The organism is Nocardioides zhouii, assembly GCF_004137345.1.
In the GTDB taxonomy this organism is placed as follows: domain Bacteria; phylum Actinomycetota; class Actinomycetes; order Propionibacteriales; family Nocardioidaceae; genus Nocardioides; species Nocardioides zhouii.
The window spans coordinates 37,867-61,216 of record NZ_SDWV01000025.1; the positions used below are offsets into that span (position 1 = coordinate 37,867).

22 protein-coding genes and 1 tRNA gene are annotated in these 23,350 nt (G+C 69.9%); 12 read left to right on the plus strand and 11 right to left on the minus strand.

What is annotated here, in order from left to right; genetic code table 11:
* Positions 1 to 17: 17 nt before the first annotated feature.
* Positions 18 to 1,301, plus strand: coding sequence for an aspartate kinase (locus EUA94_RS19155; RefSeq protein WP_129428494.1), 1,284 nt, complete (start codon positions 18 to 20; stop codon positions 1,299 to 1,301).
* Complete coding sequence (locus tag EUA94_RS19160; RefSeq protein ID WP_129428495.1) at positions 1,298 to 2,341, plus strand: aspartate-semialdehyde dehydrogenase; 1,044 nt, start codon at positions 1,298 to 1,300, stop codon at positions 2,339 to 2,341. The genes EUA94_RS19155 and EUA94_RS19160 overlap by 4 nt, the downstream gene beginning before the upstream one ends.
* Before the next feature lie 35 nt (positions 2,342 to 2,376).
* Here the strand turns inward: EUA94_RS19160 and EUA94_RS22465 are convergent, their stop codons facing one another.
* The 5 genes from EUA94_RS22465 to EUA94_RS19185 form a co-directional block, all read right to left on the minus strand.
* The gene (locus tag EUA94_RS22465; RefSeq protein ID WP_207210640.1) at positions 2,377 to 3,192 is read right to left on the minus strand and encodes a hypothetical protein; all 816 of its coding nucleotides are present in this window, start codon (positions 3,190 to 3,192) and stop codon (positions 2,377 to 2,379) included.
* Positions 3,193 to 3,226: 34 nt separating this feature from the next.
* Positions 3,227 to 3,988: an alpha/beta hydrolase gene (locus tag EUA94_RS19170; RefSeq protein ID WP_129428496.1), complete on the minus strand. Its 762-nt coding sequence runs from the start codon at positions 3,986 to 3,988 to the stop codon at positions 3,227 to 3,229.
* An 83-nt stretch (positions 3,989 to 4,071) separates the two neighbouring features.
* Positions 4,072 to 4,148 (minus strand) — tRNA-Pro (locus EUA94_RS19175).
* Between the two features lie 147 nt (positions 4,149 to 4,295).
* On the minus strand, positions 4,296 to 4,949 hold the full coding sequence (locus tag EUA94_RS19180) for a dihydrofolate reductase family protein (protein WP_129428497.1): 654 nt from the start codon (positions 4,947 to 4,949) through the stop codon (positions 4,296 to 4,298).
* A gap of 11 nt (positions 4,950 to 4,960) precedes the next feature.
* The gene (locus tag EUA94_RS19185; RefSeq protein WP_129428498.1) at positions 4,961 to 5,884 is read right to left on the minus strand and encodes a metallophosphoesterase; all 924 of its coding nucleotides are present in this window, start codon (positions 5,882 to 5,884) and stop codon (positions 4,961 to 4,963) included.
* 26 nt (positions 5,885 to 5,910) lie between these two features.
* Here EUA94_RS19185 and EUA94_RS19190 point away from each other — a divergent pair, with 26 nt between their 5' ends.
* Positions 5,911 to 6,369, plus strand: coding sequence for a GatB/YqeY domain-containing protein (locus EUA94_RS19190; RefSeq protein ID WP_129428499.1), 459 nt, complete (start codon positions 5,911 to 5,913; stop codon positions 6,367 to 6,369).
* 54 nt (positions 6,370 to 6,423) lie between these two features.
* On the opposite strand, the gene EUA94_RS19195 is transcribed toward EUA94_RS19190, so the two are convergent.
* A complete protein-coding gene (locus EUA94_RS19195) occupies positions 6,424 to 8,829 on the minus strand; it encodes a transglycosylase domain-containing protein (protein ID WP_207210642.1) in 2,406 nt (801 codons plus the stop codon).
* Between the two features lie 192 nt (positions 8,830 to 9,021).
* On the opposite strand from EUA94_RS19195, the gene EUA94_RS19200 reads away from it, so the two are divergent.
* The gene (locus EUA94_RS19200; protein ID WP_129428500.1) at positions 9,022 to 9,309 is read left to right on the plus strand and encodes a WhiB family transcriptional regulator; all 288 of its coding nucleotides are present in this window, start codon (positions 9,022 to 9,024) and stop codon (positions 9,307 to 9,309) included.
* Between the two features lie 6 nt (positions 9,310 to 9,315).
* Here EUA94_RS19200 and bagB read toward each other — a convergent pair whose 3' ends face one another.
* Both bagB and bagA read right to left on the minus strand, forming a co-directional pair.
* On the minus strand, positions 9,316 to 10,446 hold the full coding sequence (gene bagB, locus EUA94_RS19205; RefSeq protein ID WP_129428501.1) for an ArsA family ATPase: 1,131 nt from the start codon (positions 10,444 to 10,446) through the stop codon (positions 9,316 to 9,318).
* On the minus strand, positions 10,443 to 11,471 hold the full coding sequence (gene bagA / locus EUA94_RS19210; protein ID WP_242494996.1) for an ATPase BagA: 1,029 nt from the start codon (positions 11,469 to 11,471) through the stop codon (positions 10,443 to 10,445). The genes bagB and bagA overlap by 4 nt, the downstream gene beginning before the upstream one ends.
* Before the next feature lie 100 nt (positions 11,472 to 11,571).
* Here bagA and EUA94_RS19215 point away from each other — a divergent pair, with 100 nt between their 5' ends.
* Positions 11,572 to 12,405 (plus strand): CoA transferase subunit A, encoded by an 834-nt coding sequence (locus EUA94_RS19215; protein WP_129428502.1) that lies wholly within the window; start codon positions 11,572 to 11,574, stop codon positions 12,403 to 12,405.
* Position 12,406: 1 nt separating this feature from the next.
* Complete coding sequence (locus tag EUA94_RS19220; protein WP_129428503.1) at positions 12,407 to 13,075, plus strand: 3-oxoacid CoA-transferase subunit B; 669 nt, start codon at positions 12,407 to 12,409, stop codon at positions 13,073 to 13,075.
* Positions 13,076 to 13,111: 36 nt separating this feature from the next.
* On the opposite strand, the gene EUA94_RS19225 is transcribed toward EUA94_RS19220, so the two are convergent.
* The 3 genes from EUA94_RS19225 to EUA94_RS22790 form a co-directional block, all read right to left on the minus strand.
* Positions 13,112 to 15,064, minus strand: a complete 1,953-nt coding sequence (locus tag EUA94_RS19225) for a hypothetical protein (RefSeq protein ID WP_129428504.1) — start codon at positions 15,062 to 15,064, stop codon at positions 13,112 to 13,114.
* Between the two features lie 48 nt (positions 15,065 to 15,112).
* Positions 15,113 to 16,009: an Mce/MlaD family protein gene (locus EUA94_RS19230; RefSeq protein WP_129428505.1), complete on the minus strand. Its 897-nt coding sequence runs from the start codon at positions 16,007 to 16,009 to the stop codon at positions 15,113 to 15,115.
* A gap of 70 nt (positions 16,010 to 16,079) precedes the next feature.
* The gene (locus EUA94_RS22790) at positions 16,080 to 16,829 is read right to left on the minus strand and encodes a VOC family protein (RefSeq protein WP_242494997.1); all 750 of its coding nucleotides are present in this window, start codon (positions 16,827 to 16,829) and stop codon (positions 16,080 to 16,082) included.
* A gap of 206 nt (positions 16,830 to 17,035) precedes the next feature.
* Here EUA94_RS22790 and EUA94_RS19245 point away from each other — a divergent pair, with 206 nt between their 5' ends.
* From EUA94_RS19245 to EUA94_RS19270, 6 genes are all read left to right on the plus strand, one after another.
* On the plus strand, positions 17,036 to 18,097 hold the full coding sequence (locus tag EUA94_RS19245; RefSeq protein WP_129428506.1) for an LLM class flavin-dependent oxidoreductase: 1,062 nt from the start codon (positions 17,036 to 17,038) through the stop codon (positions 18,095 to 18,097).
* A 142-nt stretch (positions 18,098 to 18,239) separates the two neighbouring features.
* Entirely contained in the window at positions 18,240 to 19,283 is a 1,044-nt protein-coding gene (locus EUA94_RS19250) for an ABC transporter substrate-binding protein (RefSeq protein ID WP_207210644.1), read from the plus strand.
* Positions 19,280 to 20,119: an ABC transporter permease gene (locus tag EUA94_RS19255; protein WP_129428508.1), complete on the plus strand. Its 840-nt coding sequence runs from the start codon at positions 19,280 to 19,282 to the stop codon at positions 20,117 to 20,119. The genes EUA94_RS19250 and EUA94_RS19255 overlap by 4 nt, the downstream gene beginning before the upstream one ends.
* Entirely contained in the window at positions 20,095 to 20,877 is a 783-nt protein-coding gene (locus EUA94_RS19260) for an ABC transporter ATP-binding protein (RefSeq protein ID WP_129428509.1), read from the plus strand. The genes EUA94_RS19255 and EUA94_RS19260 overlap by 25 nt, the downstream gene beginning before the upstream one ends.
* Entirely contained in the window at positions 20,874 to 22,187 is a 1,314-nt protein-coding gene (locus tag EUA94_RS19265) for an NtaA/DmoA family FMN-dependent monooxygenase (protein ID WP_242495002.1), read from the plus strand. Before EUA94_RS19260 ends, EUA94_RS19265 begins: the two co-directional genes overlap by 4 nt.
* Entirely contained in the window at positions 22,184 to 23,230 is a 1,047-nt protein-coding gene (locus tag EUA94_RS19270) for an aldo/keto reductase (protein WP_129428510.1), read from the plus strand. The genes EUA94_RS19265 and EUA94_RS19270 overlap by 4 nt, the downstream gene beginning before the upstream one ends.
* Positions 23,231 to 23,350 lie beyond the last annotated feature (120 nt).

A 23,350-nucleotide genomic window follows, 5' to 3' on the forward strand; every position in this document is an offset into this window, starting at 1 on the left:
TCTCCGAGGACCACACCGTGGGCATTGTCGTGCAGAAGTACGGCGGCTCCTCGCTCGCCGACGCCGACGCCATCAAGCGCGTCGCGAGGCGCATCGTCGAGGTCAAGAAGTCCGGCCACGACGTCGTCGTCGCCGTCTCCGCGATGGGCGACACGACTGACGACCTCGAGGACCTGGCGTCGGGTGTCTCGCCGCTGCCGCCGGCCCGCGAGATGGACATGCTGCTCACTGCGGGCGAGCGCATCTCGATGGCGCTCGTCGCGATGGCGATCAGCGACCTCGGCTTCACCGCCCGGTCGTTCACCGGGTCCCAGGCCGGCGTGATCACCGACTCGGTGCACGGCAAGGCCAAGATCATCGACGTCACTCCCGGCCGGATCACCGAGGCGATCGGCAACGGCCACATCGTCATCGTGGCCGGCTTCCAGGGCGTCTCGGCCGACACCAAGGAGATCACCACCCTCGGCCGCGGCGGCAGCGACACCACCGCCGTCGCGCTCGCGGCCGCGCTCGAGGCGGACGTCTGCGAGATCTACACCGACGTCGACGGCGTCTTCACCGCCGACCCGCGGGTCGTCCCGCACGCCCGCAAGCTCGACCGGGTCTCCTACGAGGAGATGCTCGAACTCGCCGCGTGCGGCTCCAAGATCCTGCACCTGCGGTGCGTCGAGTACGGCCGCCGCTACGGCGTCCCGATCCACGTCCGCTCGTCGTTCAGCCAGCTCGAGGGCACCTGGGTCGTCAACGACCCGAGGCCCGACGGAACCGAGGAAGAGACCATGGAACAGCCCATCATCGCCGGTGTCGCCCACGACGTCAGCGAGGCCAAGATCACCGTTGTCGGCGTCCCGGACAAGGTCGGCGAGGCTGCGCGCATCTTCGAGGCGCTGGCCGACGCGCAGATCAACCTCGACATGATCGTGCAGAACATCTCGGCGGCTGCGACGAGCCTGACCGACATCTCGTTCACCCTGCCGCGGACGGACGGCCAGACCGCGATGACCGCGCTGGCGCGGATCCAGGGCGAGGTCGGCTACGACAAGCTTCTCTACGACGACAAGATCGGCAAGGTCTCGCTGATCGGTGCCGGGATGCGCTCCCACCCGGGCATCACCTCGAAGTTCTTCGGCGCGCTGGCCTCCGCCGGCGTCAACATCGGGATGATCTCCACCTCCGAGATCCGGATCTCGGTGATCGTGGACGAGAACGTCGTCGCCGACGCCGTCCGCGCCACGCACACGGCGTTCGACCTGGACGCCGACGAGGTCGAGGCGGTCGTCTACGGAGGGACCGGCCGATGAGCGTCAACATCGGCATCGTCGGTGCGACAGGGCAGGTCGGCGTCGCGATGCGCCAGATCCTGCTGGAGCGCGACTTCCCTGCCGACCAGGTGCGGTTCTTTGCCTCCGCGCGCTCGGCCGGCACGGTGCTGCCCTTCGGTGACCGCGAGATCACGGTGGAGGACGCCTCGACCGCGGACCCGTCGGGACTGGACATCGCCCTCTTCTCGGCCGGTGCCACGACGTCGCGCGCACTCGTCCCGAAGTTCGTCGAGGCCGGCGTGATCGTGGTCGACAACTCCTCGGCGTTCCGCAAGGACCCCGCGATCCCGCTGGTCGTCTCCGAGGTCAACCCGGGCGCGCTGGCGGAGGTCATCGGCGCGGGTCGCGGCATCATCGCCAACCCCAACTGCACGACGATGGCCGCGATGCCGGCCCTCAAGGCGCTGCACGAGGAGGCCGGGCTGCTGCGCCTCATCGTCTCGACCTACCAGGCCGTGTCCGGCTCCGGCGTCGCTGGCGTCGAGGAGCTGGCCAACGGCGTCACCGAGGCGGGCGACAAGGCTCGCGAGCTGGCGTACGACGGGTCCGCGATCGCCTTCTCCGACCCCGTGACGTACACCCAGCCGATCGCCTACAACGTGCTCCCGATGGCCGGATCGGTCGTCGACGACGGCCTCAACGAGACCGACGAGGAGCAGAAGCTCCGCCACGAGTCCCGCAAGATCCTCGGCCTCCCCGACCTGCTGGTCTCCGGCATCTGCGTCCGGGTGCCGGTCTTCACCGGCCACTCCCTGGCCATCAACGCCGAGTTCGAGCGGCCGCTCACGCCCGAGCGCGCCCGCGAGGTGCTCGCCTCCGCTCCCGGCGTGGAGCTCGACGAGGTGCCGACCCCGCTGAAGGCGGCGGGAAACGACCCGACGTACGTCGGCCGGCTCCGTCGCGACCCGGGCGTCCCCGACGACCGCGGCCTGGCGATGTTCATCAGCAACGACAACCTCCGCAAGGGCGCCGCGCTCAACACGGTCCAGATCGCCGAGCTGATCGCCGCCGCCCTCTGAGGCTGCTTGTTTCAGCGGAGGCCTGACAACCCCGGTCAGCGGACGTCGTACGGCTCCGCGACCTCCGCGTCGGTGTCGTCGCCCACGACGGCGTTGGTGACCCACCAGGAGGCGGTGTAGCCGACGACGGCGGTGACGGGGATCGCGATGGCGGCCCACCAGGCGTCGAGCGAGCCGAGCAGGAAGACCATCACGAGCACCGCCATGACCCCGACGGCCAGCAGGCTGGTGGAGCCGGACTCGGGAACGCCGAAGCGGTCGAGCAGCCAGCTGCCGGCCATGGCCAACGCCACGAGCACCAGCAGCAGGATCAGGAAGCCGGGGCCACCGCCGCACGACGACGTACCCCGTACTGCTTCGCAGCCGACGCTCGCGAGCCAGGCGAGCAGCACGGCGAGGAGTCCGACGGCGACACCGGTCGCGGCCGCCGCGGGCAGGCCGGAGAGCGGGATCTCGCGGCGCGGGCGCTGCTCCTCGTCGCGCTCGGGCTCCTCGGCAGCTGGCTCTGGTGCGTGGACGACGGGTACGACGGCCGTCGGGGGCTCGTACGCCGGCTGCGGCGGAATGACGGCGGTCGGCTCGGGCTCGGGGACCGGCTCCGGCTCCGGCTCGTGGACGGGCTCCGGCACGGGCTCGTACGCCGGTTCGGGCTCGGGGATCGGTTCGGGCTCGGGGATCGGTTCGGGCTCGGGGATCGGCTCCGGCTCGGGGGCGACGACCTCCTCGGCGGTCGGGTCCGTGGTCGCGTCCTCGGGCGGCGGTGCCTTCTTCTTGCGCCTCAGCGAGAAGGAGGGCATCTCCAGTGAGGGCGCGTCGTCGTTGCCGTCGTCGGGCTTTCCGGTGTCTGCCATGGGGGCAGTGTGCCAAACGTCGCCGGTGCCAGTCCTACGTCGCGGCCATCCAGTCGAGGACGTCCTGGATCTGGGCGTCCCACAGGCCCCACTCGTGCACCCCGGGGCGGAAGTCGGTGGTGACGTCGAGGCCGCGCGCCCGAGCCTCGCCGACGAACCGCTCGTTCGGCGGCATCAGCCGGTCCTCCTCGGTGCCGCAGCCGACGTAGAGCCGCGGGGCGGTGGCGGGGTCGAGCCCCGCGAGGAGCTCGAACAGGTCGTCCTCGGGACCGAAGGTGCCGCCGAAGACCCGGTCCACGATCTCCGCGCGCTCGAGCCGCTCGCCGAGCTGCCGGATGTCGGCGACCCCGGAGAGGGAGGCCACACCGGCGTAGCGCTCGGGGTGGGTGACGGCGTGCTTCAGCGCGCCGTAGCCGCCCATCGACAACCCGGCCACGAAGGTGTCGGCGGGGTCGTCGGACACGCGGAGGAACCGACCGACGATCTGGGGGAGCTCCTCCGAGACGTAGTCCCAGTAGGCGTGCCCAGCCTTCTCGTTGGCGTAGAAGGAGCGGTCGACGGCGGGCATCACGATCGCGAAGCCGCGCTCGGTCGCGTACCGCTCGATCGAGGTGTAGCGCACCCACGCGGTGTGGTCGTCGGAGAGGCCGTGCAGTAGGTAGAGCACCCGTGGCGGTCCCTGCGAAGCAGCGCTGCTGACCCCGATCTGCTCCTGGGTGGGCTGCGGCAGGACCACGTTCATCGACGTGCCGCGCTGGAGGGCCTCGGAGAAGAAGTCGCACGTGAGCAGGGCCATCGGACCACTCTAGGCACCGGGCAGACAGCGGGTCTCGACCCGCCACATGACGAACGGACCCGCCTTCCGGCAGGTCCGTCCACTGGTCGGGGTGACAGGATTTGAACCTGCGGCCTCGTCGTCCCGAACGACGCGCGCTACCAAGCTGCGCCACACCCCGCCACCCATCCGAAACTCCGGCTGGGCAACGCGGGCGAGCATACCGGAGCGGTGAGGGCCGCCCGAAATCGCCCCGACTCCCGGGCGGTTGTGCGGAGTTTCGCGCCTCTGGGCCGTTGCAACGGCCCAGGAGCGCGGGAGTCACCGCTTAGGCGGGGACTCCTGCAGCAGGAGCTGCCCGGCGCGTCAGGGACAGGTGCGTGACCCCGCTCGGCGACGAGACGGCCTCGGTGTCGTACTGCTCCTCGATCCCCTCCAGCCCGTCCCAGAGGCGGGTGCCGCGGCCGAGCACGATGGGCACGATGACGAGGTGGAGCTGGTCGACGAGGCCCGCGGCGAGGAAGTCCCGCACCGTGCTCGCGCCACCTCCGAGGCGTACGTCGAGCTCGCCCGCCGCTTCCTTCGCGACGGCCAGCGCCTCCGCCGGCGAGGCGTCGAGGAAGTGGAACGTGGTGCCGCCCTCCATCTCGAGCGGCGACCGGGGCCGGTGGGTGAGGACGTAGGTCGGGGTGTGGAACGGCGGGTCCTCGCCCCACCAGCCGCGCCAGTCGGGGTCGTCCTGCCAGCCGGGCGGGCCGAACTTGTTCGAGCCCATGATCTCGGCGCCGAACCCGATCTCGTGGCGCGAGGCGAAGGCGAGGTCGACACCGGTGGAGCCGGCGGGGTCCCAGAAGCTGGTGGCGATCATCCACTGGTGGAGCTTCTGGCCGGCGTGGCCGAAGGGCGTCTCGAGTGACTGCGGCTCGCCGGCGCCGAAGCCGTCGAGGGAGATCGAGAAGTTGTGGACGCGGACCAGGGACATCGGTGGCCTCCTCAGGCGCGGGGGACGAGGGTCATCAGGGTCGCCTCGGGCCGGCAGGCGACCCGGATCCGGACGTACGGGTTGGTCCCCAGGCCGGCGGACACGTGGAGCCAGGCCGAGGCCTCGTCGCCGGGTTCGGAGTCCGCCGGGTGACGGTGCAGGCCGCGCGCGCGGGCCGGCTCGAGGTCGCAGTTGGTCGTCAGGGCCCGGCCTCCGGGCAGGCAGACCTGGCCGCCGTGGGTGTGGCCGGCGATGATCGCGTCGTAGCCGTCGGCGGCGAACTGGTCGAGGACGCGGACGTACGGAGCGTGCGTGACGCCGAGCCGCACGTCGGTGGCCGGGTCGGCCGGTCCGGCCACTCGCGCCAGGTCGTCGTACTGCAGGTGAGGGTCGTCGACCCCGGCGAACGCGATCGACGTCCCGCCGACGTCCAGCCGGCCGAAGCCGTTGGTCAGGTCGAGCCAGCCGGCGGAGTTGAAGCGCTCCTTGAGCTCAGGCCACGGGAGCTGTCGGCCCGACGTGTGGCGGGCGCCGGTGTCGGGGAGCAGGTAGAGGAAGGGGTTGCGCATACCCGGCACCCAGTAGTCGTTGGAGCCGAGGACGTAGACGCCGGGCACGTCGAGGAGGCCGCCGAGCGCGTCGGCCACGACCGGGACGGACCGGCTGTGCGCGAGGTTGTCGCCCGTGTTGACGACGAAGTCCGGCTCGAGGGCGGCCAGCCCGCGCAGCCACTCCTGCTTGGCACGCTGGTCGGGAGCCATGTGGATGTCACTGAGGTGCAGCACCTTCAGCGGCGCGTGGCCGGGCGGGAGCAGCGGCACCGTCACCCGCCGCAGCGTGTACTGCCGCGCCTCCCAGGCGGCGTACGTCGTCAGCCCCGCCCCGGCCAGCGCGCCGAGGGTCAGCGTGCGCCGCAGAAAGGGGAGGAAGGACATTCGGACAGGCTGCCACAATGGGTCGCATGAGTGCTCTGAAGGACCGACTGCGTGCCGACCTCACCACCGCCATCAAGGCGCGTGACGAGCTGCGCTCCTCGACGCTTCGGATGGTGCTGACCTCCATCACCAACGCCGAGGTCGCCGGCAAGGAGGCCCGCGAGCTCTCCGACGACGACATCCTCGGGGTGCTGTCGTCCGAGGCGAAGCGCCGCCGCGAGGCGGCCACCGCCTTCCACGACGGCGGGCGCGAGGAGATGGCGGCCAAGGAGGCGGCCGAGGGTGAGGTCATTGCCGAGTACCTCCCGGCCCCGCTGACCGAGGCCGAGATCGTCGAGCTGGTGACCGCTGCGGTCGCGCAGACGGGCGCCGCCGAGGAGGGCATGCGCGCCATGGGCAAGGTGATGGGCGTGGTGACCCCGCAGGTCAAGGGTCGTGCCGACGGCGGCGTCGTCGCAGCGGAGGTACGCCGCCAGCTCGGCTGACCAGCGCGAGGAAGGGGGGAGGTCGCCGCGCTGCAGCGCGAGGAAGGGGGGAGGTCAGCCGTTGCCGCGGCCGCCGCCGCGACCCCCGCCGTTGCCGTTCCCGTTGCCGTTGCCTCCACCACCACCGCCACCGCCGCCACCGCCGCCGCTTGACGGGGGCGGCGGAACGTAGCCGGTCGACGTGTAGAGCGTGACGGTGTCGCCGCTGCTGAGCGACGTACCTCCCGCGGGCGAGGTGTACGCGACCAGGCCCTCGGCGACCTCGGAGTTGACCTGGCCGCCGTCGGCGACGCTGAAGCCGGAGGCCTCGAGGGTCGAGGTGGCCGCCTCCACGGACTGGCCCGCGACATCGGGGACGGTGCTCAGCACGCCGGCGATCTCGTCACCCGCCGGCGCCTGGAAGTTCTCGTAGGGAAGCTTGGCCGAGATGGCCGCCATCGCGTCGCCCCAGATCGGACCGGCGTAGCCGGAGCCCGAGGCCTCGCTGATGTACTGGCCGCCGACGGTCTGACCGCCCAGCTCCAGCCACTGGCCCTCCTCGTTGGCGCCGGCGATCATCGCGGCGGCGGCCAGCGTCGGGGTGTAACCGGCGAACCACACCGAGCGGCCACTGGTCGTCGTACCGGTCTTGCCGGCCGACGGCTTGTCGAGGGCGAGGTCGTCTCCGAAGCCACCCGGCTCCATGACCCCCCGGAGGATGTCGTTGACCGCGTCGGCGGTCGCGCCCGGCATGACCTGCTCGCACGTGGTGGGGAACTCCTTGAGCGACTGGCCCTGCGAGTCGAGCACCTCCGTGACGGGCCGCGGGTCGCAGTGGAGCCCACGGGCGGCGAAGGTGGCGTAGGCCTGGGCCAGCTCGAGCGGGTTGCTGTCGGAGACGCCGAGGATCCACGACGGCACCTTCTGCGCCAGCGGCACCTTGACGCCCATGTCGGCCGCGAGCTGCAGCGGCTCGCACATGCCGGTCTGGGCCTCGAGCTGGGCGAAGAACGTGTTCACCGAGTTCTGGGTGCCGGAGTAGAGGTCGAAGGTGCCCTCGCCCGTGGAGTTCTTGACGTCCCAGCCCATGCCGTCGCCTGCGTAGGGACCGTCGCAGTTCTCGAACTCCTCGTCGTCGAGGTGCAGCTCCTGCGGCGAGTTGATCGTCGTGCTCAGCGGGATGCCCTGGTTGATGGCGGAGGCCAGGACGAAGACCTTGAACGTCGAGCCGGCCTGGAAGCCGTTGGCGGCGCCGTACTGCTTGGGGACCGTGTAGTTGAGGGCGGTCTCGCCGGCGGCCTTGTCCTGACCCATGGGGCGCGACTGCGCCAGCGCACGTACGTCGCCGGTGCCGGGCTCGACCATGGCCAGGCCGCCGATGGCCTGGTCGGTCGGGAAGACGTGGGCCTGCACCGACGCGTCGGCGGCCCTCTGCATGTCGAGGTCGATGGTGGTCCTGATGGTGAGGCCACCGTTCTTGAGCGCGGTCTTGCGCTCCTTGGTCGTGTCGCCCAGCACCGGGTCCTTCATCAACCAGTTGACGACGTAGTCGCAGAAGAACGGCGCCTGCGACTGCTGGCAGCCGTTGGCGGCGTTCTTGACCTTGAGCGTCTCCTCGATCGGCGTGGCCTTGAGCCGCTCGGCCTTCTTCTCGCTCAGCACGCCGAGCTGGGCGAGCCGGTCGAGCACGACGTTGCGGCGGCTCTCAGCGCGATCCGGGTTGTCCACCGGGTCGTAGCCGACCGGGTTCTTGACCAGTCCGGCGAGCGTCGCCGACTCGAGGAGGTCGAGCCTGCTGGCGTTCTTGGAGAAGAAGTGCCGCGCGGCGGCCTGGACGCCGAACGCCCCGTCACCGAAGTAGGCGATGTTGAGGTAGCGCTCGAGGATCCAGTCCTTGGTGTGGTTCTTCTCGAACGCGATCGCGTAGCGCAGCTCGCGGATCTTGCGGGCGTACGTCTCCTCGGTCGCGGCCGCCTTCTCCTCGTCGGTCTCCGCCTGGTAGAGCAGCGTCTGCTTCACCATCTGCTGGGTGATCGACGAACCACCCTGCACCGAGCCGCCGTTGGCCTGGTTGGTGATGAAGGCGCGGAGCGTGCCCTTGAGGTCGAGGGCGCCGTGGTCGTAGAAGCGGTAGTCCTCGATCGCGACGATGGCCTTGACCATCGGGCGCGAGATCGACGTGAGCGGGACGTTGATCCGGTTCTGGTCGTACAGCGAGGCGATGAGGTTGCCGTTGACGTCGTAGATCCGCGTCTTCTGCGACAGGTCCTTGGCCTCCAGCGACTCGGGCAGGTTGACCATGCCCTTGCTGACGTCCTTCGCGGCAACGCCGACCAGGCCCGCGAACGGGATGGCGAGGCAGGCGATCAGGACGCCCATCACCACTGCGACGGCCGCCATCACGGTGAGGTGGGCGGCGATCCGGCCGGCGTCGGGACGCCCGTGCGGGCGCGCGGGACGAGGGGACGTACGGGAGGACATGGGCACCAGAGTACGGGGAGTCGGCATAGCACCTTCAATTCCGCCCGCGCAGCCGGATAGTCACATTGGACTATGCGAATTGAGCCAACTGGCCCCTGTCTGGACCGGTGGCAAGTCGTTTACTTTTCTACTCGAGTCGGGAATGGCCGCTATGGGGGCGGCCGATCGGCTCGAGAACCGTGGGGATTGACTATGTGGGTAGAGGACTGGGCATCGCGCGCCGCTTGCAAGGCGGACACGCCGGACGCACTCTTCGTGCGCGGCGCGGAGCAGAACAAGGCCAAGCAGGTGTGTGCGGGTTGCCCCGTACGCACCGAGTGCCTGGCCGAGGCACTGGACAACCAGATCGAATGGGGTGTCTGGGGCGGCATGACCGAGCGTGAGCGCCGTGCGCTGCTCCGCCGTCGTCCCGGCTCGTCGTGGCGCTCCATCCTGGAGACCGCGCGGACCAAGGTCGAGGCTCCCTCGGTCACTGTCTGACCGAGATCAGTCCTGCGCCGCCATCGCTTCGCCGATGGCGCGCAGGCCTGCGAGGTCGTGGACGTCCGAGGCCATCGCGGGCACGACCGCCGTCGGCACCTGCGGGTGTGAGGCGACGAAGCGCTCGCGCAGGTGCTGCTCGCGCTCGACCATGCGTACCCGGTCGGCGTGGAGCCGCAGCAGCCCGGCTGCCAGCGACGAGCTGTCGCCCGACCGGAGCCGCTCCGCGGCGGTGATCGCCTCCTCCGCCGAGAGATCGGTGCGCGGGGCGGGGGCCGCCCGGTTGACCACGAGTCCGGCCAGCGGCATGTCGTCGTCGGTAAGCCGGTCGACGAAGTACGCCGCCTCGCGCAGCGCGTCGGGCTCGGGTGCCGCGACCACGACGAACGCCGTCCCGTTGGCCTGCAGCAGCGCGAAGGTCTTGTCTGCGCGCTGCCGGAAGCTGCCGAAGAGCGTGTCGAGAGCGGCGACGAACGTCTGCACGTCGCGCAGCATCGGTCCGCCGAGGATCTTGGTGAGCGCGCCGGTGATCAGCGAGAAGCCGGCGGTCATCAGCCTCGCCGGGCCGCGCGCCGGCGCGATCAGCAGCCGGATCAGCCGTCCGTCCAGGAAGCTGGACAGCCGCTCGGGGGCGTCGAGGAAGTCGAGCGCCGAGCGCGACGGCGGGGTGTCGACCACGATCAGGTCGTACGTGCCGTCCGCCTGCGCCTCCCGGTGCAGCTGGCCGAGCTTCTCCATCGCCATGTACTCCTGCGTCCCCGCGAAGGAGCTCGACAGCGCGACGTAGAACGGGTTCTCCAGGATCTGCTTCGCCTTCTCCGGGCTGGCCTGGCTCTCGACCACCTCGTCGAAGGTGCGCTTCATGTCGAGCATCATCGCGTCGAGCGTGCCGCCGCCCGCCGGGTCGACCCCGGCCACCGGGCGCGGCGTGTTGTCGAGCTGCTCGATGCCCATCGCCTGGGCGAGCCGGCGCGCCGGGTCGATGGTCAGCACGACCACCTTCCGGCCGCGTTCAGCCGCGCGGAGCGCGAGCGCAGCGGAGGTCGTGGTCTTGCCGACGCCGCCCGAGCCGCAGCACACGATGATCTCGGTGCCGCGGTCGTCGAGGAGCGCGTCGATGTCCAGGACTGGCGTCATGACGTCATCCCCTGTGCGCGGAGGAGTTGGGCGAGCTCGAGCAGGGCGCCACGGTCGATGCCGCCGGCGAGACGAGGCAGCTCGTAGGTCGGCAGGTCCTCGGCCGCCACCAGCGCGCGCTGCTCGTCCTCGAGCTGACGGCGTACGGCGTGGTCACGGGCCTGGTCGACGAGCGAGGCGACCAGGGCGGCATCGACGTCGACCTTGGCGCGCTTGAGGTCCGAGATGATCGCCGTCGGGTCGACCACGTCGTCACGCACCTGGGCCAACGACGCTGCGCTGAGGTCCTGCGGGCGGACGAGGTTGACCACCACTCCGCCCACCGGGAGGCCGGCGGCCCGCAGCTCGGCGATGCCGTCCGAGGTCTCCTGCACGGGCATCTCCTCGAGGATCGTGACGAGGTGGACCGCGGTGCGGGGCGAGCGCAGCAGCCCCATGATGTTGTCGGCCTGGTTCTTGATCGGGCCCACCTTGGCCAGGCCGGCGAGCTCGGAGTTCACACCCAGGAACTGGCCGATCCGCCCGGTCGGCGGTGCGTCGAGCACCACGGCGTCGTACGTGATCTGGCTCTTGTTCCGCCCGCCGCGGGGTCGCTGCACGGCCTCGTAGACCTTGCCGGTGAGCAGCACGTCGCGTACGCCGGGCGCGACGGTCGTGGCGAAGTCGATGACGCCGAAGCGGTCGAGCGCCTTCCCGGCGCGGCCGAGCTTGTAGTACATCGCGAGGTACTCCAGCAGCGCCGACTCCGGGTCGATGTGCAGCGCGTGCACCTGGCCTGCGCGGCCGGCTCCGTCGGGCGCGCCCTTGGCGATCCGGCGCTCCTCGTAGGGCAGCGAGTCGACGTCGAACATCCGGGCGATGCCCTGCCGGCCCTCGACCTCGCACAGCAGGACGTTGCGCCCCACCGTCGCGAGCGCGAGCGCAAGGGCGGCCGCGACAGTCGACTTCCCGGTGCCGCCCTTGCCGGTCACCACGTGGAGACGGACTCCCGGCCAGTCGGCGGCACGGTCAGGTTGGGCGGTCACGTCTCCAGCGTAGGGGCGGCCCCCAGTGCCACCCCGAGGGGCGAAGTGTGGTCCCGGCCCACACAGTGGCGACGCTCACACGGCCGCTAGGGTGCCGGGCATGGACAAAGTGGTCAGCTCGGCCGCCGCTGCAGTGGCCGACATTCCGGACGGGGCGACCCTCGCGGTCGGCGGATTCGGACTGTGCGGCATCCCGTCGGTGCTCATCGACGCGGTGCTGGAGGCCGGCACCACCGACCTGCAGGCGGTCTCCAACAACTGTGGCGTGGACGAGTGGGGCCTCGGCCGACTGCTCTTCGAGAAGCGGCTGCGGCGGATGATCTCGTCGTACGTCGGGGAGAACAAGGAGTTCGCCCGGCAGTACCTGTCCGGTGAGCTCGAGGTGGAGCTGACGCCGCAGGGGACGCTGGCCGAGCGGATGCGCGCGGGCGGTTCGGGCATCCCGGGCTTCTACACCGCGACCGGTGTCGGCACGCAGGTCGCCGAGGGCGGCCTGCCGTGGAAGTACGACACCGAGGGCAACGTGATCGTGGCCTCGCCGCCGAAGGAGACGAAGGTCTTCTCGACCGCCGAAGGTGACCGGGAGTACGTGCTGGAGGAGGCCATCGTCGCCGACTTCGGGTTGGTGCGGGCCTGGAAGGGCGACCGCCACGGCAACCTGATCTACCGCCAGTCCTCACGCAACTTTAACCCGCTGGCTGCGATGTGCGGGCGGATCACGATCGCCGAGGTGGAGGAGCTGGTCGAGCCCGGCGAGCTCGACCCCAACGACGTCCACACTCCTGGGGTCTACGTGCAGCGCGTGGTCGCGCTCACGCCGGAGCAGGCCGCGGACAAGCGGATCGAGAGGACGACCACGCGACCGCGTCCCGCGACGGACTCGTCGAGCGGCGCGCTCGTGGACGACGCGGCGACGCACGGACTGGGAGGCTGACATGAGCTGGAGTCGTGAGGAGATGGCGGCGCGCGCCGCTTCGGAGCTCAAGGACGGGTCGTACGTCAACCTCGGCATCGGGCTGCCGACGCTGGTGCCCAACTACGTCGCCGACGACGTCGAGCTGGTGCTGCAGTCGGAGAACGGCATCCTCGGCGTGGGGGCGTACCCCTTCGAGGGCGATGAGGACCCCGACCTGATCAACGCGGGCAAGGAGACGGTGACGCTGCGCAAGGGGGCGTCGTTCTTCGACTCCGCGCAGTCGTTCGGGATGATCCGCGGCGGCAAGATCGACGCCGCGATCCTCGGCGCGATGCAGGTCTCGGCCGCGGGCGACATCGCCAACTGGATGATCCCCGGCAAGATGGTCAAGGGCATGGGCGGTGCGATGGACCTGGTCCACGGCGCGAAGCGGGTCATCGTGCTGATGGAGCACACCGCCAAGGACGGCTCGCTCAAGATCCTCGACGAGTGCGACCTGCCCTACACCGGCAAGCGCGTCGTGCAGCGGATCATCACCGACCTCGCCGTCATCGACGTGATCGACCCCGCCACCGGTGAGGTCGCACGCTCGGGCACCCTCGGCGAGCGGGTGCTCAGGCTCGTCGAGCTCGCCCCCGGCGTCACCGAGGACGAGGTCCGGGAGAAGACCCAGCCCGATCTGGTCTGACAGCGTCAACGGTGGTTCGGCGCGGTTGACGCACGGTCAGCAGGACCTCAGCCCGAGGCCTCCGCGATATTGCGCTGCCACCCAGACTTCGGAGAGATAGCCGAAGCGGCCATCACCCCATCGGATTCCGTACCAGCGAGTGCTGGTGACCAGACCCGGGTTGCTGTCATCGATGGAGCTGTTGTCCTGGCCGTTGGTGGTGCGACTTCCCAAGATCGTGCATTCGGCGAGGAGGCTACGGCCGCTTCCGAAGTCGGTGCCTGCGAGCGCGCACCCGTCGCGTTTGCAGAAGTTGGCAGTCACTGTAGAGAGGTACGCCGGAGCGTCGTCTTCTCGCATCTGTGTTGCGCCATTGGTCACCCGGTTGTCGGATACGACCGTCGCCAGGTTCGGATTCGGCGTGGGCGTGGGCGTGGGCGTGGGCGTCGGGGTGGGCGTGGGAGTAGGAGAGGAACCAGGGGCGGCGAGCGCCACATTCACCTGCGCGCTCGAACCTTCGGTGACCACCTCGACGAGTGCATCGACCACCGTCTGCAACGTCTGGACGAGAAGACTTCCAAGTCCAAGCAACTTGAAGAGGACTCCGTACTTGACCAGTCGACCACCCACCTTGGTCAGCTCGTCTGTCAACTGCGCCGTAGAAAGGCCGCTCAACTTGCCCTCAGTCAGACTGAGCGCCACGTCAAAAGCCTTGTCCGGGTCCGCAAGATTCTCGGCCTCTTCGACGATGCAACGCACAATGCTCACGGGATCGAGGTCGGACAGCGCCGTGACCGGGTCGGTGAGATTTCCGTTCGTGAGGTCATAGACCCCGAGGCAATCTTGAGCCATTCGCACTGTTGCGACCCACAGCACTTTGTCCTCAGCCACGTCGGCCAGGGATTTGATCCCGTAGTAGATCCAGGTCAGAGCAATGCTCTTGTACGTACTCGCTACATAGTTCGTGACGGCGGTCCTCTGTGCCGGTTGCCGGTACCCAACCGTCATGTAGCCAGCGTCGCCCGGCGAGAGGAAGACGGTCGTACTGGGGTCGGTGGACGTGAGTGCACCAAGCGCTCTGCGAAGTGCATCAGGCTGGCCCTGGACGTACACGAAGTCGCGGTTCCCGCCCAGAGTGACCTGCTGCACGACGTTCCGGTTGTTCTTGATCCGAACCTCAGCCCGCTGTCCGCCGTCCGTGGCTGGATTGTCTTGTCCGCAGGCATGCGATGTGACCGTCAGGTTCGACACGGTGAACCAAGCAGGCGCCGGCTTCGGGCAGGTGACCGCGCTCGTGCGTCCCCCCACGTAGCGAGCGAGAAACGATCCAACAGAATTGCTGAGGGCGCCCACGTCGAGCCAGCTAGGAAGATTCACGGAGAATCTCCGCGTGCGGACCGTCATCCGCCCGTACTTGTCGATCTTGGCTGGCTTGAGTTCCCAACTACCGTCGTGCTTACGGTGCGCAAATGCAGGAAGCGTGCCCATTGGTTGGTCCGACACTCGCTGCGTCAACTTGAGCGGTTTCACGAGCTTGGTCCCACGTATGCCGACGTCCAAACCAAGCCCGGCCGTCGTCACCCCAGTGACGCGTCCTTTGAACTTCTGCACGCGGATGATTCCCGGGCTGGATACGGTGCGCCGCCCGCCCGAGATCGTCCCCACGCCCCGGATGCGGATCCGGATTCGCTCACTCGGGCGAACGCGGTACTTGCGAGGAGTGCCGACCGCCCGCAGTTTCCCGGCGGCCAAGAAGTCGGCGCCGGGTGAGACATCGACGATGGCGGCCGACCTGCCTGCAGGCGAAGGGAGGGTGCTTGTCGCCACGGAGTTGGACTGCAGCAATGGCATCAGGCAAACGAGGAGAATGAGCGCCACCCCCGCGCCGAGACGATGGAAACGACTGCGCATACCGTGCTCCTTGGCGGGGGAGGTTGACCTCAGCCCGGACCCTAGCGCGACGATGATGTCGTGAATCTCGAACGCTGAACTTGCGTCGATGAACGCCACGGCGTTTGGATCTCAGACCTTATGGACTAGTCCACCGCCTTTCTCTACCTAGGAATCCGAGGTGCTGTTCCTATTGCTTCGAACCCACTCCTCGAGTGCATGGAGAGTCTCCTCGTCGAGGGCGGCTCTTGGGTCGGCCACGATCTCGCGCTGGAGGTGCTCGCGCGCCGCGTCGTAGAGCGGCGGGCTGAGCGCCCAGGGCAGGTGGTCGACGTACCAGGGGCGGAAGACGTGCGCTCCGAGTGCCTGCACCAGCTGCGCGACGAGCCCCGGCCTGCCCCGGCGTACCCAGAAGCCGACGGCCTGGGCCAGCACGACGGCGAGCCCGAACGCCAGCGCCATGACGACCAGCGTCGAGGCGATCTCGTCGCTCGCGAAGTTGTCCGTCACCGTGGTCAGGCCGCCGTAGTAGACGGGGATGAGCACGTCGACCTGGTCCGCGTACGGACGGACCTGATCGGCCACGCCCGCGAGCTGCTCGAGCGAGTCGAGGTCGGGCCGCGAGCTGTAGGCGTTGCCGACGTGCCCGATCGCCTCGCGGACGTTGTCGAAGGTCCCGGTGATCCCGTCGATCTGCAGCACGTCCCGCGCGGCGGCCACCTCGTCGTACGTCGTCTGGATGCTGTCGAGCGTCCGTACGCTCTCGTCCGCCGCCCGCTGGAGCTCGTCCTGGGGGAGGGTGTGCTCGTTGAGGTAGGTGACGGCGGCCTGGATCTCCTCGCGGTGGTCGACGACGTACCTCGCCTGGTCCCACTCCTCCGCCAGGCTGGGCACCGCGCGAACGGCGTCGCTCGCCTTGCCGCCCACGGTCTCGGCATCGCTCAGCGCGACGGCCACGACCGCGCCGACGCCGTACGCCTTGATCGCCGTCTCCAGAAGGGAGCCGGCCACCAGGCGGCCGAGCTCGAGCCGCCGCCGGAGGGTCGAGAGATCGGGGCGGGACATTGCGGAATCCTCCCTCACGAGGACGGGATCCCGGGCCCTCCGCCGCCGATCTCCACCCCCAGGGGTGCGCTCAGGCTTCGGGGTTGACCCCGTCGCCACCGGCGCCGGCCGACCAGTCGGGCAGCTCCTGGAGCGCCCAGCCGTTGCCGTCTGGGTCGGCGAAGAAGACGAACCGACCCCACGCGAGCTCGTCGACCTCGCTCACCGTGACGCCGCGCGCAACCAGGTCGGCGTGGGTCGCGTCGGCGTCGGAGATCACCATCTGCAGGTTGTCGAGCGAGCCCGGCTCCATGCGGGTCAGCCCGCGACCGATGGCGATCGAGCAGGCGGACCCGGGCGGGGTCAGCTGCACGAACCGCACCTCGTCGCTCACGGTCTGGTCGTGACGGTTGCTGGATCCGGACGGCAGACTGGCGTGGTGATCGACCCGAACCTCGTCCGCGGTGCGCTCGAGCTCGAGCCCACCGACCGTGGCCTGCTGCCGCACCGGCTGCCTGCCTGGGCGCGGGCGCAGTCCGACGACCCGCAGCTCCACCTCGTCGAGGCCCAGCCCGCCGGCGTACGCCTGGCGTTGCGGACCGCGGCGACCCGGCTCGAGCTCGACGTGCTGCCGACCAAGCGCCGCTACGTCGGCACGCCCCAGCGGCCGGACGGGTGGTACGACGTGCTCGTCGACGGCGAGCTGGTCGAGCGGCTGCAGGCGCCCGGCGGCAACGTGCTCGATGTCGAGATGGACGACGAAGCCGACCCTCTCGTAGAACTCCTTGGCCCGGTCGACGTCCGACACGGGCACCATCACCAGCTCCAGCTTCATGTCCATGCCCCGAGGCTAGGACGCCTTCAGGTCACCGGGCGACCTCAATGCCGGGCTATCTAGGGACGTTCTGGTCGGCGATGTGGGCGGATTTCCTACCAGAACGTCCCTAAATACCGGGGCCGGGCGATGGACAGGGGTCGGAGGTGGCGGCGCCCATGTGCTATCTGTAGTAACTCACTAGACAAAATGCGGAAAGGAGCGCTCCTGCGATGGAGTTCCTCTGGTACATCCCCAACCAGGTCACCGCCGGCCACCGGCTGGACGACACGGTCGAGGGGCACAACAGCCTCGACCGCCTGACCGAGCTCGCGCGCCTCACCGAGGACCACGGCTGGGGCGGTGCCCTGATCGGCACCGGCTGGAAGCGCCCCGACACCTTCACCGTGTCGACCGCGCTCGCCGCGCGGACCACGACGTTCAACCCCCTCATCGCCATCCGCCCGGGCTACTGGACGCCCGCCCACTTCGCCTCGTCCGCGGCGACCCTCGATCAGCTCAGCGGCGGGCGGGTGAAGGTCAACATCGTCTCTGGCGCGGACCACCAGCCGCAGTACGGCGACGACGAGGGCGACCAGGCCCAGCGCTACGCCCGGACCCGCGAGTTCATGCGGCTCGTCCGGGGCTACTGGACCGAGGACGACATCACCTTCGCCGGTGAGCACTACCGGGCCGAGGGCGCGACGCTCGAGCACAAGCCGTGCGCCACCGAGGGCCGGCCGCACCCGCAGCTCTACTTCGGCGGCGCGTCCGAGGCGGCCCAGCGCACCGCGGCCGCCGAGGCCGACGTGCAGCTGTTCTGGGGCGAGCCGCTCGACGGCGTCGCCGGTCGCATCGACCACCTCCGTACGCTCAGCGCCGAGCTCGACCGCGACCTGCCCCCGCTGCAGTTCGGCCTCCGGATCACCACGCTGGTGCGCGACACGACCGAGGAGGCCTGGGCCGATGCCGAGGCCAAGGTCGCGGCGATGGCCGCGGGCCAGCACGAGTGGACCGCCGACCCCGGTCGCAAGGTCGCGATCGGCCAGCAGCGGCTGCTCGACCTCGCGGACCAGGGCGACGTCCTCGACGACTGCCTCTACACCGCCCCCGGCCGGGTCGGTGGCGGCGGTGCCGGCACGACCTGGCTGGTCGGGTCGCCCGACGACGTGGCCAAGGCGCTGCGGCGCTACGCCGACCTCGGCGTCACGCACTTCGTGCTGAGCGACACGCCGTACGAGCAGGAGATCGTCCGCATCGGCGACTCCCTGCTGCCCCTCCTGCGCAGCGCCTGAGGCGACCGGCCCTGCCACCAGGGGTGACAGGGAACACGCCGACACCCCATTGTGTGGTTTGTCGACTCAATTACAGTACTTTGATACCCCCGCAGTCCCGATGAGGAGAACTTTGATGTCACGACGAGGGCCCCACCGCCCCATGATCCGTCGCCCCCTGATCCGCACCGCCGCGCTGGTAGCTGCCGGAATGATGGCGCTCACCGCCTGCGGCGGCGCCGAGGCCGGCCCCAAGCTCGAGCTCTCGGCTGCCCTCCCCGACGCCGCCGCCGAGGGAACCGTGCTCCGCGTCGGGGACCCCGCCACGCAGGTCGCGCTCGAGACGTCCGGTCTCATCGACGACCTCGACGTGGAGATCGAGTGGGCCAACATCACCGGCGGTCCCAAGACGCTCGAGGCGTTCCGTGCCGACGCGATCGACATCGGCTCGGTCGCCGACATCCCGCCGCTCTTCGCGCACTGGACCGGCACCGACGTACGCATCGTCGCGGCCCGCGAGACCGTCGACCCCGAGGCGCACCCGACGTACGAGCTCGGCGTCGCACCCGGCGTCGAGGTCAGCAGCATCGAGGATCTCAAGGGCAAGAAGATCGCCTACAGCCCGGGCCAGGCCCAGGGCGCGCTGGTGCTCAACGTGCTCCGTGAGGCCGGACTGACCCAGGACGACGTCGAGCTGGTCGAGATGCAGAGCGTCGACGACTCATTCTCGGTCGCGCTGGCCGGCAAGCAGGTCGACGTGGCGCCGCTCCAGCAGGTGCTGCTCAAGACCTACCTGGCGAAGTACGAGCGCGACGGCGCGACGGCGATCCCGTCCGGCGTGCGCGACGACGCGTGGACGCTCTACGCGCCGACCACCGTGCTCGAGGACGCCGACAAGGCGGCTGCCATCAAGGAGTACGTCGTCGCGTGGGCCAAGGCCCAGCAGTGGATCTCCGAGCACCACGACGAGTTCGCGCAGGCCTTCTACGTCGACCACGAGGGCCTCACGCCCGAGGACGCGGCGTACGTCGTCGAGGCCTACGGCGACTACACCGTGCCGACCAGCTGGGACGAGTTCATCGCCCGGCACCAGGTCACGGTCGACACGCTCGTCAAGGAGCAGGACCAGGAACCGCTGGACGTGGACACCCTGTACGACCGACGCTTCGAGAAGGCCATCAAGGCTGCAGTGGAGGGGTCCTCATGACCGCCACCCTGACCGCACCGTCGCGCCCGGCCGCCGCCGTCGAGGACGTACGACCCGTCCGTCGTCGGCTGGGCCCCGGCAAGCCGATCCGGTTCGGCGGGCTCATCGGCATCGCCGTGCTGCTCGCCATCTGGATCGTCGGCTCGGCCACCGGTCTGATCGACGAGCGCAACCTGAGCGCACCGTGGACCGTCGTCACGACGGCCGAGACGCTCATCGAGAACGGCCGGCTCCAGGAGAGCCTGATCACCTCGGGCATCCGGGCGGCGATCGGTCTCGGGCTCGGCGTCGTCGTCGGCATCGTGCTCGCCCTCCTCTCGGGGCTGTCGAGGATCGGCGAGACCCTCATCGACGGCCCGGTGCAGGTGAAGCGCTCGATCCCGACCCTCGCGCTGATCCCGCTGCTGCTCCTGTGGTTCGGCATCGGTGAACCGTTCAAGATCCTCACGATCGCGCTCGCGGTGTTCGTGCCGATCTACATCCACACCCACAACGGGCTGCGCACGATCGAGGGCAGGTACGCCGAGCTGGCCGAGACCCTGGGCGTCACGCGCTGGGAGTTCATCCGGCACGTGGTGCTCCCTGGAGCGATGCCCGGCTTCCTGCTCGGCCTGCGCTTCGCGGTGACCTCGTCGCTGCTCGCGCTGGTCGTCGTCGAGGTCATCAACGCCACCAGCGGCATCGGCCACATGATCACGCTGGCGTCCAACTACGGCCAGACCGACATCATCGTCGTCGGCCTCGTCGTCTACGCGCTGCTCGGCGTCACGGCCGACGCGGCGGTCCGGCTCATCGAGAGGAAGGCACTGTCATGGCGTCGCACACTGGCGAGCTGACCCCTGCGGTGCGGGTCAAGGACCTGCACCGCAGCTTCAACAAGGCCGGAGGCGTGCTCAACGGCCTCGACCTCGACATCGCTCCCGGCGAGTTCGTGGCCCTGCTCGGTCGCAGCGGCTCGGGCAAGAGCACGCTGCTGCGGGCCCTCGCCGGCCTCGACCGCGGCGTGACCGGCACCGGCCGGATCGAGGTGCCCGAGAAGGTCTCCGTCGTCTTCCAGGACTCGCGGCTGCTGCCGTGGAAGCGCCTTCTCGACAACGTCACCCTGGGCCTCCGGGTCGCCAACGCCGCCGAGCGTGGCGTGCAGGCGCTCGCCGAGGTCGGCGTCGCCGGCCGGGAGAAGGCGTGGCCGCACGAGCTCTCCGGCGGTGAGCAGCAGCGCGCCGCGCTGGCCCGATCGCTCGTACGCGACCCCGAGCTCCTGCTCGCCGACGAGCCGTTCGGCGCGCTCGACGCGCTGACCCGGATCCGGATGCACACGCTGCTGCGCAAGCTGTGCGAGGTGCACCAGCCGGCCGTCCTGCTCGTCACCCACGACGTCGACGAGGCGATCGTCCTCGCCGACCGCGTGATCGTGCTCGATGACGGCGTCGTACGCCACGACGCGCGGATCGACATCCACGGTCGCCGGTCGCAGGCCGACCCGGCGTTCGCCCGGCTCCGCGCCCAGCTGCTCACCGAGCTGGGTGTCGAGGACGACCACGATGCGCCCGGGCGACCGACGCGGGCCCACCTCGACGAGAGGGCGGCCTCGTGACCCCCTCCCACGACAAGAGCCTGAACCTCAACCTCTTCATCTATCCCGACGGCCACCACGAGGCGGCCTGGCGCCACCCGGACAGCCAGACCGACCGGATCCTCGACATCTCCTACTACCAGGAGCTGGCGCAGAAGGCGGAGGCCGCGAAGTTCGACGCGGTGTTCTTCGCCGACGGCCCGTCGCTGGCGGAGAACATCCAGTACGCCGCCCGCTTCCGGCTCGAGCCGATCACCGTGATGACGGCGATCGTCGCGGCCACGGAGCGGATCGGCGTGATCGGCACGGCGTCGACGACGTACACCGAGCCCTACAACCTGGCCCGGCAGTTCGCGGCGCTCGACCACCTCAGCAACGGGCGCGCCGGCTGGAACATCGTCACGACCGGTGCGGCCAACGCGGCCCTCAACTTCGGCCTCGACGCGCACCCGCTCCACCGCGACCGCTACGCGCGCGCCGAGGAGTACGTCGAGGTCATCACCAAGCTGTGGGACAGCTGGGAGGACGACGCGGTCGTCGCCGACCGCGAGACCGGCGTCTTCGCCGACCCCGACAAGATCCACACGATCGACCACGTCGGGAAGTGCTTCCGGGTGAAGGGGCCGCTCAACGCGCCCCGCTCGCCGCAGGGCCGGCCGGTCTACGTGCAGGCCGGGTCGTCCGAGGACGGCCGCGCCTTCGCCGCCCGCTGGGCCGAGGCGATCTTCACCGCCCACCAGACGCTCGGGTCGGCGCAGGAGTTCTACGCCGACATCAAGCGGCGGGCGCAGGCGGTCGGACGCGATCCGCGCGGCCTGAAGGTGCTGCCGGGCATCAGCCCGTTCATCGGCTCGACGGCGCAGGAGGCCGAGGACCTGCACCAGCAGTTCAACGACCTCACGCAGCCGGTTCCAGCTGGTGCTCGACATCGTCGAGCGCGAGCAGCCGACCCTGCGCCAGCTGTGCCACCGGCTCGCCGGCGCGCGCGGGCACCGGGTCGTCACCGGCACCCCCGACCAGGTCGCCGACACCATCCAGGACTGGGCCGAGCACGGCGCCGCCGACGGCTTCAACGTGATGCCGCCGTGGCTCCCGGGCGGGATCGAGGTCTTCATCGAGGAGGTCGTTCCGATCCTGCGCGCCCGCGGCCTGTTCCGCACCGAGTACACAGGAAGGACGCTCCGCGACCACCTCGGTCTCGAGCGCCCCGAGAGCCAGTACGCACCCAAGATCCAGGAGAAGACCGCATGAACGAGCGGAGCGAGTTCATCATCCAACACAGTGCGACATGTGCCTCATGCGCGCACGGAGCGAAGCGAGTACGCGTATGAGCTACGAGCACTACCGCCCACTGGGCCGCACCGGCGTCCAGGTCAGCCCGCTGACCCTCGGCGCGATGATGTTCGGCGCGTGGGGCAACCCCGACCACGACGAGTCGATCTCGATCATCCACCGCGCGCTCGACGCCGGGATCAACGTCATCGACACCGCCGACGTCTACGCCCGCGGCGAGTCCGAGGAGATCGTCGGCAAGGCGCTGCAGGCCCGCAAGGGCAGCCGCGCCGACGTCTTCCTCGCCACCAAGTTCCACGGCAACATGCACGACGACGACCCCAACCAGGCGGGCAACTCGCGCCGCTGGATCGTCCGCGAGGTCGAGGACTCGCTGCGTCGGCTGCAGACCGACCACGTCGACCTCTACCAGGTGCACCGCCCGCGCCCGGAGGTCGACATCGACGAGACCCTCGGCGCCCTCACGGACCTCGTCCGCCAGGGCAAGATCCGCTACATCGGCACGTCGACTTTCCTGCCGTCGCAGGTCGTCGAGGCCCAGTGGGTCGCCGAGAAGCGCCAGCGCGAGCGCCCCGTCTCCGAGCAGCCGCCGTACTCGATCCTCGCCCGCGAGGTGGAGCGCGACATCCTGCCGACCGCGCAGAAGTACGGCATCGGCGTGCTGCCGTGGAGCCCGCTGGCCGGTGGCTGGCTCTCGGGCCGCTACCGCCGCGGCGAGGACCCTGCGGTGACCTCGAGCCGGCTCAAGCGCCAGCCCGCGCGGCACGACCCGGCCTCCCCGGAAAACAAGGTGAAGCTCGAGGCCGTCTACCAGCTGCAGGAGCTCGCCGACGAGGCCGGCCTGTCGCTGATCCACCTCGCGCTCGGCTTCGTGCTCGCGCACCCGGCGGTGTCGTCGGCCATCATCGGCCCGCGCACGCTGGAGCAGCTCGAGTCGCAGCTCGGTGTGGACAAGGTCATCCTGACCCCCGACGTGCTCGACCGGATCGACGAGATCGTCCCGCCGGGCACCACGCTCAACGAGGCCGACCGGGGTTACGCACCACCGGCCCTCGTGGAGGCGGCGCTCCGGCGCCGCTGACCCTGTCCGCCACTGGACTGCCCCGCGGGGGTGCAGTCCAGTGGCGGACGGCCGTCCCGGGCCGGGGTAGTCCAGTGAGTTCTGGCTGTCGGGCCGGGGTAGTCCAGTGAGTTTTGGCTG

Coding starts and splice junctions, on each gene's coding strand:
- EUA94_RS19160 (WP_129428495.1), top strand. CDS start 1,298: ATGAGCGTCAACATCGGCATCGTCGGTGCGACAGGGCAGGTCGGCGTC.
- EUA94_RS22465 (WP_207210640.1), bottom strand. CDS start 3,192: ATGGCAGACACCGGAAAGCCCGACGACGGCAACGACGACGCGCCCTCA.
- EUA94_RS19170 (WP_129428496.1), bottom strand. CDS start 3,988: ATGGCCCTGCTCACGTGCGACTTCTTCTCCGAGGCCCTCCAGCGCGGC.
- EUA94_RS19180 (WP_129428497.1), bottom strand. CDS start 4,949: ATGTCCCTGGTCCGCGTCCACAACTTCTCGATCTCCCTCGACGGCTTC.
- EUA94_RS19185 (WP_129428498.1), bottom strand. CDS start 5,884: ATGTCCTTCCTCCCCTTTCTGCGGCGCACGCTGACCCTCGGCGCGCTG.
- EUA94_RS19190 (WP_129428499.1), top strand. CDS start 5,911: ATGAGTGCTCTGAAGGACCGACTGCGTGCCGACCTCACCACCGCCATC.
- EUA94_RS19195 (WP_207210642.1), bottom strand. CDS start 8,829: ATGTCCTCCCGTACGTCCCCTCGTCCCGCGCGCCCGCACGGGCGTCCC.
- EUA94_RS19200 (WP_129428500.1), top strand. CDS start 9,022: ATGTGGGTAGAGGACTGGGCATCGCGCGCCGCTTGCAAGGCGGACACG.
- bagB (WP_129428501.1), bottom strand. CDS start 10,446: ATGACGCCAGTCCTGGACATCGACGCGCTCCTCGACGACCGCGGCACC.
- EUA94_RS19215 (WP_129428502.1), top strand. CDS start 11,572: ATGGACAAAGTGGTCAGCTCGGCCGCCGCTGCAGTGGCCGACATTCCG.
- EUA94_RS19220 (WP_129428503.1), top strand. CDS start 12,407: ATGAGCTGGAGTCGTGAGGAGATGGCGGCGCGCGCCGCTTCGGAGCTC.
- EUA94_RS19230 (WP_129428505.1), bottom strand. CDS start 16,009: ATGTCCCGCCCCGATCTCTCGACCCTCCGGCGGCGGCTCGAGCTCGGC.
- EUA94_RS22790 (WP_242494997.1), bottom strand. CDS start 16,829: ATGGACATGAAGCTGGAGCTGGTGATGGTGCCCGTGTCGGACGTCGAC.
- EUA94_RS19245 (WP_129428506.1), top strand. CDS start 17,036: ATGGAGTTCCTCTGGTACATCCCCAACCAGGTCACCGCCGGCCACCGG.
- EUA94_RS19250 (WP_207210644.1), top strand. CDS start 18,240: ATGATCCGTCGCCCCCTGATCCGCACCGCCGCGCTGGTAGCTGCCGGA.
- EUA94_RS19255 (WP_129428508.1), top strand. CDS start 19,280: ATGACCGCCACCCTGACCGCACCGTCGCGCCCGGCCGCCGCCGTCGAG.
- EUA94_RS19260 (WP_129428509.1), top strand. CDS start 20,095: ATGGCGTCGCACACTGGCGAGCTGACCCCTGCGGTGCGGGTCAAGGAC.
- EUA94_RS19270 (WP_129428510.1), top strand. CDS start 22,184: ATGAGCTACGAGCACTACCGCCCACTGGGCCGCACCGGCGTCCAGGTC.